The organism is Methanocalculus pumilus, from assembly GCF_055382585.1.
In genome coordinates, this window is record NZ_AP042393.1 from 1162835 (window position 1) to 1177584 (window position 14750).

General features: G+C 49.2%; 13 protein-coding genes and 2 tRNA genes. 4 read left to right on the forward strand and 11 right to left on the reverse strand.

Annotated features, from left to right (window positions below; genetic code table 11):
* Positions 1-12: 12 nt before the first annotated feature.
* Positions 13-1341 (forward strand): hypothetical protein, encoded by a 1329-nt coding sequence (locus ACZ44I_RS06025; protein ID WP_464547828.1) that lies wholly within the window; start codon positions 13-15, stop codon positions 1339-1341.
* 25 nt (positions 1342-1366) lie between these two features.
* On the opposite strand, the gene carB is transcribed toward ACZ44I_RS06025, so the two are convergent.
* The 7 genes from carB to ACZ44I_RS06060 all read right to left on the reverse strand — a co-directional run bounded on the left by carB (position 1367) and on the right by ACZ44I_RS06060 (position 10162).
* Positions 1367-4528, reverse strand: coding sequence for a carbamoyl-phosphate synthase large subunit (carB, locus tag ACZ44I_RS06030; protein ID WP_464547826.1), 3162 nt, complete (start codon positions 4526-4528; stop codon positions 1367-1369).
* Complete coding sequence (gene carA, locus ACZ44I_RS06035) at positions 4521-5582, reverse strand: glutamine-hydrolyzing carbamoyl-phosphate synthase small subunit (RefSeq protein ID WP_464547824.1); 1062 nt, start codon at positions 5580-5582, stop codon at positions 4521-4523. Before carA ends, carB begins: the two co-directional genes overlap by 8 nt.
* Positions 5583-5751: 169 nt before the next feature.
* Positions 5752-7212: a preprotein translocase subunit SecD gene (locus tag ACZ44I_RS06040; RefSeq protein WP_464551623.1), complete on the reverse strand. Its 1461-nt coding sequence runs from the start codon at positions 7210-7212 to the stop codon at positions 5752-5754.
* Positions 7209-8081, reverse strand: coding sequence for a protein translocase subunit SecF (locus ACZ44I_RS06045; RefSeq protein WP_464551622.1), 873 nt, complete (start codon positions 8079-8081; stop codon positions 7209-7211). The genes ACZ44I_RS06040 and ACZ44I_RS06045 overlap by 4 nt, the downstream gene beginning before the upstream one ends.
* Positions 8082-8176: 95 nt before the next feature.
* Positions 8177-8248: transfer RNA gene (locus ACZ44I_RS06050), tRNA-Arg, on the reverse strand.
* Positions 8249-8318: 70 nt separating this feature from the next.
* The gene (gene hypD, locus ACZ44I_RS06055) at positions 8319-9338 is read right to left on the reverse strand and encodes a hydrogenase formation protein HypD (protein WP_464551621.1); all 1020 of its coding nucleotides are present in this window, start codon (positions 9336-9338) and stop codon (positions 8319-8321) included.
* A 98-nt stretch (positions 9339-9436) separates the two neighbouring features.
* Positions 9437-10162: a radical SAM protein gene (locus ACZ44I_RS06060; RefSeq protein ID WP_464551620.1), complete on the reverse strand. Its 726-nt coding sequence runs from the start codon at positions 10160-10162 to the stop codon at positions 9437-9439.
* Between the two features lie 150 nt (positions 10163-10312).
* On the opposite strand from ACZ44I_RS06060, the gene ACZ44I_RS06065 reads away from it, so the two are divergent.
* The gene (locus tag ACZ44I_RS06065) at positions 10313-11020 is read left to right on the forward strand and encodes a sugar phosphate isomerase/epimerase family protein (RefSeq protein ID WP_464551619.1); all 708 of its coding nucleotides are present in this window, start codon (positions 10313-10315) and stop codon (positions 11018-11020) included.
* A 347-nt stretch (positions 11021-11367) separates the two neighbouring features.
* Positions 11368-11439 (forward strand) — tRNA-Thr (locus tag ACZ44I_RS06070).
* Between the two features lie 137 nt (positions 11440-11576).
* On the opposite strand, the gene ACZ44I_RS06075 is transcribed toward ACZ44I_RS06070, so the two are convergent.
* The 3 genes from ACZ44I_RS06075 to ACZ44I_RS06085 form a co-directional block, all read right to left on the reverse strand.
* Positions 11577-11765 (reverse strand): type II toxin-antitoxin system HicB family antitoxin, encoded by a 189-nt coding sequence (locus ACZ44I_RS06075; protein WP_464551618.1) that lies wholly within the window; start codon positions 11763-11765, stop codon positions 11577-11579.
* 14 nt (positions 11766-11779) lie between these two features.
* Positions 11780-12655 (reverse strand): alpha/beta fold hydrolase, encoded by an 876-nt coding sequence (locus ACZ44I_RS06080; protein ID WP_464551617.1) that lies wholly within the window; start codon positions 12653-12655, stop codon positions 11780-11782.
* A gap of 139 nt (positions 12656-12794) precedes the next feature.
* On the reverse strand, positions 12795-13571 hold the full coding sequence (locus ACZ44I_RS06085) for a FecR family protein (protein WP_464551616.1): 777 nt from the start codon (positions 13569-13571) through the stop codon (positions 12795-12797).
* A gap of 129 nt (positions 13572-13700) precedes the next feature.
* Between ACZ44I_RS06085 and ACZ44I_RS06090 the strand changes: the two genes are divergently transcribed.
* The gene (locus ACZ44I_RS06090) at positions 13701-14015 is read left to right on the forward strand and encodes a hypothetical protein (RefSeq protein WP_464551615.1); all 315 of its coding nucleotides are present in this window, start codon (positions 13701-13703) and stop codon (positions 14013-14015) included.
* Between the two features lie 159 nt (positions 14016-14174).
* Here the strand turns inward: ACZ44I_RS06090 and ACZ44I_RS06095 are convergent, their stop codons facing one another.
* The gene (locus ACZ44I_RS06095; RefSeq protein WP_464551614.1) at positions 14175-14729 is read right to left on the reverse strand and encodes a hypothetical protein; all 555 of its coding nucleotides are present in this window, start codon (positions 14727-14729) and stop codon (positions 14175-14177) included.
* Positions 14730-14750 lie beyond the last annotated feature (21 nt).

Consider the following 14750-nt stretch of genomic DNA (forward strand, 5'->3'; position numbering starts at 1 on the left):
CAGAATATCTATATGCCCAGGGATGAGCTGATCATCGTTATAGCGGGAATAGCTGTTGTTCTCATCATCGGTTTTTTTGTGCAACAGCCTGCGCTCCCCTTTTCCCTTCCATGGGAAAAGGGTGATGAAACCTCATTTATCCCTGATGTGGTTTCAGAGACTACACAAATACCAGATCAGATCACCATCCCTTCCAGACAGCCGACGCAGGTTGTCTTTCAGATCCCCGTTGATGAGCCGGGCACAGTAGATACAAAACTGCCTGATCAGGTGCAACTCCTGACAGGTGATACCGCCCGGTCATATAGTTGGTACTACGGGGAGTCGTTTTATACCTGGACGATTCATATTCCGGCAAGCCGGTACAATTATCTGGCCACACTGCCTCGTGACAAACCAGGACCAGCCGATTACATCATGTCCGATCGTGGGAGGGCAGAACTGCATCTCGTGATTCAGGATCTCATCTCTCTTGCAGATTCAAGGAATCTGAATGATGACCAGAGACGCGATATGGTTATTGCCTTTGTCCAATCACTCCCAAACAACCGGTGGGGTTCTGTTGTCGATTATGATGAATATACAAAGTACCCTCTCCAGACCCTGTACGATGGAGGTGGTGATAGTCAGGATACGGCTATTCTTCTCACAGCACTCCTTCGTCTCCTTGGTGTCGAGGCCTCTCTTCTTGAGACGCCACGGCATTATGCGGTTGTCCTGCCGCTGACCGAAGCCGATAAGAATGCAAATAAGGTATACCTGTACCAGAAGGATGCAGACACTATCCTGAAAGGCAATTATCTTGATGAGAATAACAATATCCGGGATTACTATCACAATAATCCCGGGGTTCTCAGTAAAAGTTACATTTATATCGAATCAAATATCCCGGGTAATCCCATGGGTTCGATACCTGTCCAATTCAGAAATGCGTATATACAGAGCCTCTACGATGTTAATTTCCGTCCTGAACAGCCGATTGCAGGTGCAGTTATTCACCATCCTGTACGAAATCCGGATGCTGATCTGAGCTTTAGTGCCCGTCTTGTCCACTCTGATCAGAGGTATGCGTACTATCAGGTCTACTGTACCATCACAAGTACCGGAACAGGTCCGGCACGTGATCTCACAGTGGATATGACTGCGTATCCAGCAGATAAAACGGATGTCACCTGGGAATTCAGCGAATCCATATCGATTCCCCGGGTACCCGAAGGTGAAACCCGGGTTGTCGAAGGAACAGTACAGATTCCAAGGAACTCTGAGGTTCAGATAGAATGTATTCTCAGGGGCCCCGGTATCGAGCAGAAAAAGCGGTTGAGTGAAGTATTTTATACCTGACCGAATTAAAGAGAGGAGCCCCGGGTTAGCGGAGATAGAATCCAAGGGGCTCTATTGTCGTCTCATTCTTTTTATACGCTTCAATTGCCATTGCAGCGGCATCTGCTGCCGGAATGGTTGTGATATAGGGGATTCCATAATCAACGGCAATACGCATGATCTGGTAGTGATCCTGTCGTGATGTTTTGTCTGAGGGAGTGTTGATTATGAGCTGGATCTCGCCCCTCCGCATCATATCGATGACATTTGGCGATCCCTCCTGCACTTTCCGGACAAGGTTCATCCGGATACCTGACTGGGCGAGATGCTGGACTGTACCTGACGTTCCATAGAGCTCAAGCCCGAGATCCTGGAGTTTGCGTGCTATTGGTATGCTGACCTCTTTCTGGTCGTCATTGACGGAGATGAAGATACGACCTTGTAAGGGGAGTGTATTATCCGCAGCAAGGCTTGCCTTAAAAAAGGCACGTCCAAAGTCAAAATCAATCCCCATTACTTCGCCTGTACTTTTCATTTCAGGACCAAGAACTGCATCGACACCGGGGAGTTTGTTGAAGGGAAGGAGAACCTCCTTCACCGCCACATGGCGAATATCACGTTCGGTGTAGCCGATCTCTTTTATGCTCTCTCCAAGCATAATCCGTGCAGCGATCTTTGCGAGTGGAATACCGGTTGCCTTTGATACAAAGGGGACTGTCCGGCTTGCACGCGGATTTGCTTCGAGTACATATACCTGATCGTTCTGGATTGCATACTGGATATTGATGAGGCCGACAACTCCAAGACCAAGAGCAAGTTTCCGGGTATATTCCCGAACGGTGGCAATAGTCTCGGGACGGAGCGACTGGGTTGGTATGACACATGCCGAATCCCCTGAATGGACTCCTGCCTCTTCAATATGCTCCATGATCCCACCGATAAGAACATCAGTTCCATCACAGACTGCATCAACGTCAAGCTCGACTGCGTCCTGCAGGAACCTGTCTATCAGGACCGGGTGTTTCCGGCTGACCCTAACGGCTTCCTTGATATAGGTCCCAAGCTCGATATCATCGTGCACAAGCTCCATTGCCCGGCCGCCAAGGACGTAGGATGGCCGTACAAGGACGGGGTAGCCGATCCGATTTGCAATTGAGAATGCCTCTTCTTCAGAGTAGGCTGACCCGTTTGCAGGGCTTGGAATCCCAAGTTCTTCGAGGAGAAGACTGAAACGGTCACGGTCTTCTGCAATATCCATCGCATCCGGACTTGTTCCCAGTATCTGGGTGGAGAGTCCGAGACGTTTGATCTCCTCGTTGATCGGGATAGTGAGGTTGACAGAATTCTGCCCTCCAAACTGCACCATGACGCCATAATAGCCATCACTCCGGAGAATGTTCATGACATCCTCAAGCTGCATCGGCTCAAAGAAGAGCCGGTCTGAAGTGTCAAAGTCTGTTGATACCGTCTCAGGATTGTTATTTACGACATGAACTTCAACACCGCGTTCCCTGAGTGCCTGAATTGCATGAACCGTACAGTAATCAAACTCAATTCCCTGCCCGATCCTGATCGGCCCGGATCCAAGGATGAGAATCTTCTGTGCATCATTCTTTGTCAGTTCGCACCCTGTCTCCCAGGTCGAGTAGTAGTAAGGAGTCTGCGCCGGGAACTCTGCCGCACAGGTATCAACCATCTTATATGTGGGACTCCCGGTTATTGCTTCGAGAGCGGCAATAGTTTTTCCTGTTCGTTCAGCAAGTTCGGTATTTGAGAAGCCAAATCTCTTTGCCTCCTGTATTTCTTTGTCGGTAGTTTCCGGGGAGAGTGATTGTTCGATCTGAACGATATGGTGGATTTTTTCAAGGAAGAAGGGCTCGATTGATGTGAGTGTGTGAATCTCTTCTAATGAGAAGCCGATTCGAAACGCGTCAAAGAGGGTAGAAAAACGCTCATCGGTCGGACGCTGATGTATCATCCGTATTTCATCGGGATTGGTGTGTGTAGTAACATCAGTGTCGATTGAACGGAGTGCTTTTTTGAATCCCTCTTCGAGAGTCCGGCCGATTGCCATCACTTCACCGGTGCTCTTCATTGCAGTGGTGAGCGATCGGTCAGCGGTCTTGAATTTATCAAATGGCCAGCGGGGAACCTTCACCACCACATAATCGATGGCAGGTTCAAATGATGCAGGGGTGCATCCTGTGACAGAATTGGTGATCTCATCCAGCCTCATCCCGATGGCAATCTTGGCAGTGACCCGTGCGATTGGGTATCCGGTTGCTTTTGAGGCGAGTGCAGATGAGCGGGAGACCCTGGGATTCACTTCGATAACCCGGTAATCTCCATCTTTAAAGGCATACTGGACATTACAGCCTCCCTGAACGCCAAGTGCCCGGATGATCTTTATGGAGGCTGTCCTGAGCATCTGGTACTCGTCATCACGGAGTGTAAGGATTGGGGCAACAACTACACTCTCACCGGTATGGACACCCATCGGATCGACATTCTCCATACCGCAGATGATGATACAGGTATCAGCTGCATCCCGCATCACCTCAAACTCTATCTCGTTCCAGCCTTTGACACTCTCTTCGACAAGAACCTGCCGTATCCTTGACCGTGAGAGCCCCATCTCGACGATCCGTCGGAGTTCCTCCTCTGTTGTGGCAACTCCGCCGCCTGATCCTCCCAGTGTATATGCCGGGCGGATGATTGCAGGAAGACCAACCATCTTCAATGCTTCATCTACCTGATCGAGATGTGTCAGGATCATCGATTTTGGTACGGGCTCGTTTATCCTGTTCATCAGGTCACGGAACTTCTCCCGATCCTCGCCCATGTAAATGGCATTCAGCGGGGTGCCCAGGATCTCTATGCCTTCAAGGGCACCGAGTTCAGCAAGTTCTGCGGTGAGGTTCAGCCCGGTCTGTCCGCCAAGGCCACTTAATATTCCATCCGGCTTCTCTTTCTCGATGATCTTTGCAATTATATCGGCTTTCAGTGGTTCGACATAGACAACATCCGCCGTCTCCGGATCGGTCATAATGGTAGCTGGGTTTGAGTTAACCAGAACCACTGAGATGCCCTCTTCCCTGAGCGCCCGGCAGGCCTGTGTTCCTGAAAAATCGAACTCGGCTGCCTGCCCGATCTGGATTGGACCTGATCCAATCAGCAGCACTTTCTTTATGTGTGATAATTTAGGCATCCGGAATGCTCCTGTAGATCATATCAAAGATTGGTTCTTCCGTATCATGTGGCCCACCGTGGGCTTCCGGGTGGAACTGGACGCAGGAGATATTTAAGTAACGATCAACGAATCCTTCGAGGGTGTTGTCGTTCACATTTGTATAGCTCACCTGGCATCCTTCCGGAAGCGACTCCGCATCAACGACATACCCATGATTCTGAGTTGTTATGGATATCGACCCATCACTGCACCGCACCGGCTGGTTTGATCCCCGGTGTCCGAATTTCATTTTGTGGGTGTCTCCACCAAGGGCAAGTGCCAGGATCTGATTGCCCATGCAGATACCAAATATCGGGATCTCGCCGATGTATCGTTTGACGGTATCGATTGCATTTGATGCACGTTTTGGATCGCCGGGTCCATTGCTGACGAAGAGTGCCTGCGGTCTGCAGGCATCTATCTCGTCCTTTGTTGCTGTGTATGGGAAGACATATACATCCGCATCCCGCCTTCGCAGGCTGATGACGATATTCTTCTTCACCCCAAGATCAAGGACGGCGATCCGTTTTCCTTTGCCCCGTACATGATAGGGATCGGTGCAGGTGACTGACTGTATCAGATCTATATCTGAGATCTGTGGCGCCTTTTGTGCCATCTCAACTGCATATTCTCCATTATCATCCCCGACAATCAGTGCTGATCTGAGTGTGCCATGGAGCCGGGTATTTATTGTTAGCATTCGTGTGTCGATTCCTGATAGTCCATGCAGTCCCTGATCCTCAAAAAAAGTGATTAACGAAGGATTGTGTTTTGGGAATTTGCATACCTCATGAGTGATACATCCCCGTGCATGGATGAGAGGGTTCTGAAAATTTGCAAAATCTACACCATAATTGCCGATGAGCGGATAGGTAAACATGAGTAGCTGCCCCGCGTAGCTGGGATCAGTCAGCGCCTCCATATATCCTGCCATCTGTGTGGTGAAGACCAGTTCTCCGGTGCTTTCTCCTTCAGCACCAAAACCCTCTCCTACAAAAAAGTTTCCGTCTTCAAGCCCCAAAACCGCCTTCATGAATGACCATAATCATTCTGTTTCCATCTCATATTAACAATGGGGGCAGAACATTACTAAAAAATGAGATGTTGGTTTGATCTGTGATATCCTTCCTTGAAAAATAACCCGTTTGCCTGTTTTTGTATTGAATTATTGATTTTTTGTATGCGCGATGGAAAAAGGTGGATTATCGGGAGAGGATCGCCATGATGATCTTCCCGTATGCAGGCCGTGTGATGACGACTCCAATTAAGACGCCAAGGATGGTGATAATGGCAAATCCACGGAGTGATGAGAGATCCATCACGGCTAGCGGGAGCATTGCGATAATCATCGTGGAGGCGGCAACTATGATGATGCCAAGCGCCCGTGCGAGCCGTTTGAGATAGACATTTGGTGAGGGCACCTTTCCTTCGTGAAGTACCTCATCGGTGATGACGACGAGCTGATCTATGCTTGTTCCAAGAACTGCAATAAGACCGGCAATAGCTGCGAGATCGAGCTGGGTGAAGTACCGTGCAATTCCAAGGAGGATAATGATCTCCGAGGTGTTGATCAGGAGCATCGGAATGACGATACTTGGTTCACGGTACCGGTAGTAGACAACGATTCCGACGGTGAGGAGTGCGATGATACCGGCGATGATACTCATTATCTTGAAGTGTTCTCCAAGGGCGGCTGAGACTGACCCGGATCCGGCGATGGTGACATCAACCGGAAGTGCGCCGGCACGAAGGTGAATTTCGAGGATCATCGCCCTGTTGAGTGCCTCTTCTCCAACACCAGTTGATGCAACAAGGTTCCTGACCTCCTCAACCTTCAGCCGTGCGGCAAGATCTGTTGAGAGCGGTGCACTGTAAACGATCTCGTCATCCAGAAGCATCATCAGTTCATGCTCCATCGGCCGATCTGTTGCCCCTGTACGGATGGCGGCTTCCCGTAATGCCTGTGCACCTTCATCGCTGATGGTGAATGGTACTCCCCAGTTACTACTTCCCATTGGGTTCTGTGTGGGGTTGCCGACACTTGTTATTGCGTCACCATAGAGGACATGTTCGGTCTCATCACCGGTGGTCTGTATCCTGATATCGAACCTACCCTGCTGCCCGACGATCTCCTGTGCGGTGATCATGTCGACGCCTGCAAGTTCTATCCGGATATATCGTGAGGCGCCTCCGAATGTGGTGAGGGTGTTCACCTTGGCATCTCTCGTTCCAAGGCGGTTGATCTTCTCTTCCAGGATGCGTTTGACGGTTTCTGCGGTTTTTGGACCTACCCCTATCTCATAGCTGGTGATCGTTGCACCATATTGTGCGAATACCGGTTCCAGCTCTTCCCGGGTGAATGGTTTTCGTATCTCAACAACATTTTCCTCGATGAGTGATACTTCTGTGTCGAGATCGTTTGATATTCCAAGCAGAAGTTCTTCAACGGAGCCGGTTGTTTCAAAGGTGACTAATTCTGCCTTATATTCAAGCTGTATCCATGATCCGCCTTCCAGGTCCAGGCCAAGCTGGACATTCCCCTGAATACCCTTATCAAAGGCGGGGGGAAGGAGATAGATCGAAGCGGCTGAGAGAATAAGTGCTGCAATGAGCACCAGTATGCGCCAGTCACGCATGAGAGAATTGGAATCGTCTTTTGTCATCTCTTCACCCCTTTTGCTGCTTTTCCACTCTGCACATACCATTTCAGAAGTCCGGCATTGAACATCCAGGTGTTCATCAGGTCAACAAGAAGACCGATCAACAGGACGGCTGCAATCTGCATGATGATCTCTATTCCTCCGATCCATGAGACGACCAGAAGGGCGAGGACCGCGGAAAGTGTCGTTGTGGTCATGATAAATCCTGTCCTGAATGCATTCTTCAGTTTCTCCTCGAGTTTTCCCTGCCGTTTCAGGATACGGGTTGTCAGGAGTATGTCGCTGTCGACAGAATAGCCGATGAGCATCAGAAGTGCGGCAGTTGTGCCAAGTGAGAGGGGGAGTCCTATCAGATCCATGATTGCTGCGGTTATGAGGATATCAGTGAATGCAGCAAAGACGACTGCAATAGAGGGTATCACAGTTCTAAAGGCGATGAATACGATGATTGCCATCCCGATGAACGAGAAGAGGAGGGCAATAAGTGCTTGTTGCTGGAGTGTCTCGCCAAAAGACTCTCCGATCTGATCAATTTTCGCATCGGGATAGCGGGCTGAAATATCCCGGGAAAGTGAGCGGAACTCTTCATCAGACATCGGCCCGAACCGGAGGTAGTTTCCCCTGTTTAATCCTTCACCAATACTGATCAGAGGATATGCCGCAAAATATGCTTCCAACTGTTCAGGTGTATCGTCGCTCATCACCGTTACCGCCGTTCCTCCGGCAAAATCTATCCCAAGATTGATAGGAACACCGGAGATCATTAAATTAGCCCCGATGATTATCAGTCCGATGAGAGTGATGACAAGCGGCACCGCCATCATCTGTTTTGGAGGATATTTATTTACAAGATCGTACAGGTCAAACGCCATAGCAGTAACATTTACGATCTGATTGTTTAAATTATTGGCTATATAGAGGATGCAGTTAGTGCATTCCAGAGGTTTGATAGTTACGAAAAGAAAGACGTCCCGGCCGGGACTTGAACCCGGGTCAAAAGCTCCGGAGGCTTCTAGGATGTCCACTACCCTACCGAGACAATTGTTGCAGAAGCCCGAATAAGGGCGTTGCGTCTAGATAGATCTGTGTAAAAACAGATAAGGATATCGTTATCGGTGATACTGGTGCCATATTTTGCATGCACCTTCATGGGAGACCATGCAGGGGCCGACCGGGGAGCGGGGGGTGCATGCGGTGCCATAGAGCGGGCAGTCGGTTGGTTCGGCGAGACCGCGGAGGAGCTGATCGCAGATACAGGCGGAGCGCTTCTCGATATGAGGAATTGTCTTATTGAATTTCTTTAATGCGTCATAGGTATCATATTCTGGCTTTAATACAAGTCCGGAACCGGGTATGACGGGGAAGCCCCGCCACTCGATGTCACAGGGGGTGAACACATCGTACATCAGGGTTTTTGCCTTTGTGTTTCCTTCTCTTGTGACAGCCCTTGGATAGGCATTCTCCACTTTTGCCTCTTTGTTATTGATCTGTTTTACAAGCATGTACAGGCCAAGCAGGAGATCTTCTGCTTCAAAGCCTGCTACCACCTGGGGAACCGGGAACTGCTCATATTCATCATATCCCATAACAGCGCATACATGCCCGGGCAGTATGAATCCGTGAAGATCTGCTTCTCCCTGGCTGAGGAGCCACTGCATGGCAGGAGGAACAACACGATGGCAGGAGAGTATGCTGAAGTTTTCAGGTGGATTCTGGAGGATTGTTGCGGCAACGGTTGGAACTGTTGTCTCAAAACCAACAGAGATGAAGACAACCTCTTTATCAGTATTCTTTGCGATCTCTACTGCTTTATGAATGCCCTGGACGATCCTGATATCGCCGTCTGCTGATTCGAGCGAGCCTTTTGATCCCGGCACCCTGAGGAGGTCACCATAGGTGGTGATGATCTTTCCTTCTGCTGCAAGATTGATTGCACAGTCTATCTCGCCGGCAGGTGTGATGCAGACGGGGCAGCCAGGCCCCATCACGACCTTCAGTTCTTTTGGGAGGACGCTCCGTATTCCGTGTTTTGCGATGGCTGCTTCGTGTGTGCCGCAGACATGCATGATCCTGATGTCTGATTTTATCTCTTCCTGTATTGCCCTGATGATATCCTTTCCAACCGCCATAGAGATTCTCTCATAGTAGTATGCTCTCCCAGCCAGAAAAGGTTGATTGGTGGAGGCAGGGATTGGACAGGAGCACCTGCTCCTCTGTTGTGGAAGTTTTAGATAATCTGAGTATTCTTAAATTGCTCAATGAAGAACGATTGAATGGCTTTCTTCTCGTCGTCTGTGAGTGTCGCAACCCAGGGTTCTGCGCCGGGGCGGCTGAGCGAGTTGATGTGGATTACATCGGGGTTGATCCTGACTGCTGCATCCCGCAGGAGATGGAGCTCTTCTTTGATTGTATTCACACCCGGAATGAAGAATATCTCAAGCCAGATTTTTCCTTTAAATTCCTTCCTGAGTGCTATCAGGCCATTAACCATTGTTTCTGCGGTGATACCTGACGGGGGCCGGTTGATTTTTTGGAGGATGTCATCGCTGACTGCATCAAGTGAGGGGAGGATGAGGTCTGCTGTTTTGATCTCGTCTCTGATTGCCGGATCATGGAGGAGGGTGCTGTTTGTCAGGACCGCTCGTTTGTATTCAGGATGGCGGTTTTTCAGGTATTCAAGGATAGAGCCGATTCCCGAGTGAAGGGTTGGCTCGCCGGTTCCCCCGAGGGTGATATAGTCGAAATCCCGCTTAATTCTGAGGTAATGATCGAGTTCCTGCTTGATTCTTGAGAGAGAGGCATATTCCCCACGTTTCACGGTGATATGGGTGGTTGTGCCGCACTCGCAGTAGACGCAGTTTAAAGAACAGATGTTTCCGGGCACGAGATCGATCCCAAGAGATCTCCCGAGGCGGCGGGAGCGTACCGGGCCGAAGAGATATTGGTATTCCATTATCTTCGATACATATCTGTCGTGAAAGGGGATACTTCTTTTCTGCTGGTGGAGCTTTGGCATTGGTGGGTGTATCTTTAATTTGAAAGAAGATGTGTGCCTGAGGATTCGGATCAGATCATTTATCGTCTGTTCCTGCCGATTGAGTGTATGTTTGCAGTCTCTACCTACTGCCTTCATCGCGAGCCGCTCGGAATAGCCCTTGAGAAGCTGGCTCCAATCACCGGCTTTGTTGAGGTGATGGATGACGGCCTTCATTATATTGATAATCCTGAGATCCTCGAGTCCTACTCCTTCTCCTATTCGATTCATGCGCCATCACGCGGAGTGAATATCGCCTCCCTCCTGGAGCCGATCAGAAAGGCGAGCGTCCAGGTAACAGACGAATGTTTTGCAATTGCCGCTCTGGTCAATGCCCCGGTGATCGTCCACCCCGGCTATTTCGCCTGGCTGGAGGAGAGGGAGATGGCAGAGCGGCAGATGCTGAAATCAATAGCCGAACTCCATGCATTGGCGGAAGAGCGGGGGGTCGAACTGACGATTGAGAATATGGGGAACTGGGATTATTTCTTCCTTAAAATCCCCTCTGAACTGCCCCTTATTAAAGGCACCAGCTTTACACTTGATATTGGCCATGCTAATCTGAATAGCTGCCTTCCAGAATTCCTGAAGTATCCTTTTGCTCATATCCATGTTCATGATAATGATGGGACAACCGATTCGCATAGTCCTGTTGGAACAGGCACCATTGACTTTGATGCGGTGATGGACGCTGTCAGGAGGGAGAAGGTGATCCCGGTCATCGAGGTGGGGACGCTTGAGGGAGTGCAGGAGAGCATCAGGGCGCTTGGGTTGTGAATATCAGGATATGGTTGCCTGGCTGTGAGGGTTAAGTGGCGATAGATCTATTGAATATTGATATAGGGCAGTGGGTGACGGAGGGACTCTCTGGGAGTTGTCAGGTGTTTTGAGTGTAGTGGGTGCGAAGAGGTGTCAATCATTCATTGAATAATGGTAATCCATGGCAAAATACGCTCCAAGCCATGATCCATTCCGGAAGGTATTAAAACAACGCTGGCTTACGATATAATGCAACTTCTCATGGATTTGGGGGTTGTTGCCGGATTCAGGGGCTTAGATCTCCGGAATATGGGCATTTCAATCAGATAACTCAATCAGGCAACTTATTGTCTGGCACAACAATCGCCTCGGTGGCATAGCGGTATCGCGCTTCCTTGGTAAGGAAGAGGTCGCGGGTTCGATTCCCGCCCGAGGCTTATTTTGGGTATCGTTTCTTTTTTTTAAGAAATTTTAAGCGTTTTTAGATTGTCGATCGTTTCCCAGTACAGGAAGCGCTATAAAGGAATTATGGAGTCTATCGTCTCTTTGTTGAACAAATATTCTGCATTGTCTTTCAACTATCCCCCTCCAACCCTTCAAGGTGAAAAGCAATCGCTTCACACATCTGTTTTTCTGCCTCTTGACGGGTTTTTCCGGTTGCCACACAACCAGGGAGATCCGGGGAGTACGCGGAGAAGTTGGTTTCAGACGTCTCTATGACAATCAGATATTGTTTGGTGTTACCACTATCTCTGCCGCTCATCCCATCCCCCCCGCTCACCCAAGAAACTCCTCGATCATCTCTGCAATCCTCACCGGCTGGCAGAAGATCATCCCATGCGCCTGCCCGCCTAATATATGGAGCGTGGCATCGGGGATGGCCGCTGCCAGGATTTCGGCATTCTCCGGGGGGATGACAATATCCTGATCGCCAGCAATAATGAGTGCCGGAGAGCGGATTGTATGGAGATCCGGGCAGACCCCTTCCCAGAGCTGCATCGCATCAAACTGCTCCTTTACTGCATGCGGGTCAGCCACCTCCCCATAATCCACAAACCAGGTCAGGGGATCGGGGAATTCACAGCGGTGTGATTCCGTGAGGAGAAGCTTTCCTGCACGCTCAAGGTATGCCTCAGCGGTGGAGAGTTCTTTTGCCATCTCTGCTGTGACCCATTCCTCTGCCGGGACCTTCAGCATCCCTCCGCAGTCGGCATTCACGAGGACAAGGCGGTCGACTGAATCCGGATACAAAAGAGCATATTCAAGGGCAATCATCCCACCCATCGAGTACCCGACAATATGAACACCCCTCTCTTTTTCGGAATCATCCTCTCCTCCCCCTCCCTCTATCAATTCCTTCTTATCTTCCTCCCTATCTCGTCCATCCCCTTCCCTGCTCACAAGCTGTGTAATCACCTCATGCAGATCCCGGGCTCCCTGCGGGATCGTAAACTCAATCGCCGGGTTATGTTCACCGGACACCCCGCGATGGTTGTAGAGAATGACCCTGTAGGATTGTGCAAGGTGTGATATCAGCCGGGAAGGCCACTCATCGAGGCTCATTCCATACCCGAGGACAAAAATGACTGTTTTTCCTTCACCATGAATTGCATACCTGAGGGATATGCCATCAGAAGTGGTGATCACTGGCATACTTTTCAGAGGGATAGCAGGACTGATGAGGTTTTCTGAATGATGCTTTCCATTAAAAAGAGACAAGGGAAGAAATGAAGTTGATATTCAGGGTGTTGGATTATACTCCTGAAGAAGGAGGATCCCAATACTGGCTGAATTATCCCCGGACCCCTGCTGTGGCTGTTGGAATCTGTGCCTCCACACTTGCAATAGCGTTTTTTACTCTCGTCCATATATCTCCAAAGAACGAGAAGACAGGATCAAGGAAAGACTCGGGTTTTTGAGTCTCTTTTTTAAACAAATAGAGTTTGTTTCCCTCATAGACAGTTAAAACTCTTGAATCATGAAGCTCAACTACCACATAACCCTCTTTGACATCCAATCTATCGCCATCCAAAAGGCTTGCACTCACTGATGCAGGATAAAATAAAAGATTTCCACCGCCTCTGAAAATAGTGGCTTTTCCCTCGATGAATTTGATTGTTCCCACTTCATTACTATATTCTGTTTCCACATAGACTGAACCGCTTGCCCCATCCGACACTGTCGGTTCAGGAGTTGCAGCTTTGCCAAAACTACTGCCTGCCCGTTCAAGCAGAATTGCTGTGCCCCCTGTTCCTCCTCCAAGCATGGTTTTATCACTCCGATCAACAAGCTGGATATCGGCAAACGAGCCGCGTTGGATTGTAATGATATCTTTGTGGCGGAGAGTATCGCCAACCATTGCAGGCTGTACACTGGTACCGCGTGTGATAGTAATTGCATATGCACCGATATCAGATGCCGGGGTGATAGAAACAACCCGTCCCAGTACTGTTTCATCCGTATAAACCTGAAGAGTGGTATGGGATGCAGCCTGGGCAGCAACCGGTGCACAGAGAAGAAGCAGTCCAAGTAAGACTGTTAAAAGGTATAGTCCACAATTTTTTTGCATAAAATATCAATACGAGAAATAGTATTTAAAAGTAATGCATGAAATGTCATCAACACATTATAATGAAGAGGGAAAATGGTCACTGAACCCGATGCATGCCTTTATCATTCCTAATTCCCATCCCCTCTCATGCAGAAACATTCCTTCCTCATCCTGATCCTCGCCCTGTTTATCCTCTTAAGTGCGGTTATCTTCCTTCTCCTCCCCCATGTTGGAGCAGATAACAGGATGTCAGGCAGCGATCCAACAGCCCTCTCAGCCGTTGAGATCAAAAATTATGAGGGACTTGACCTCTCATCAGTCAATGACTTCCGCGAAAATGCAATCCGTGGTCCACGGTATGTTGATATCACTCAGTACCGGCTGACGGTCACCGGACTTGTTGAGGAAGACTCCAACTTAACCTATGATGAGATCCTTGACAAATACCCGCACTACTCATAAGTGGTCACCCTCTATTGTGTTGAAGGCTGGGATGCCACCATCCTCTGGGAAGGTGTTTTGGTCAGGGATATCATGCATCCGGTCAAAATCCACAAGATTCCCTCATCTATTACAATACCTCATCACTCAATAAAAGTGGGAAGTTTGTTGAAGAAGCATTTATGTTCCTTTCTTCTTCAGTTCATCAAGTTCAAGGCGGAGCCTCTTAATCTCTCTTCGGTCCGATCCCATACCAAGGAAGCCAAGACCGGCGATAATGAACATAAACGACATAAGCCCGATTCCGGCCATTGCCAGATTCATCATGGTGACGATATCATCACTCAGTTTATTCAGGTTTTCTGCGAGACTTCGCATGTTATTTGCTGTTTCAATAAGATCTGATCCGGTCTCGTTCATTGTACTGCCGACAGCATACATCAACTCTCCACCATCTTCAAGCGGATCTCCTGCCCTGACGAGCGGAATCAGGTTGATGAGTCGTCCGGCATCCCTCATGTATCCACCTACCTGCTGCATAGGATATCCGACTCCCTTAATTGATTCGCCGGTTGACCGGACTGCTTCTTCATGCCGCTCAATTATGGCTCCGCTATCCTGCAACACTTTTTGAGCATCAGCGGCAGTTCCAAGAGTATAGCTGTATCCGGTCCCGATAATGCCTAAAATACCAAAAATAATGAGAATAATGCCAATTATCTCAGGTTTATTCACAATCCACCTCTCAACAGATTG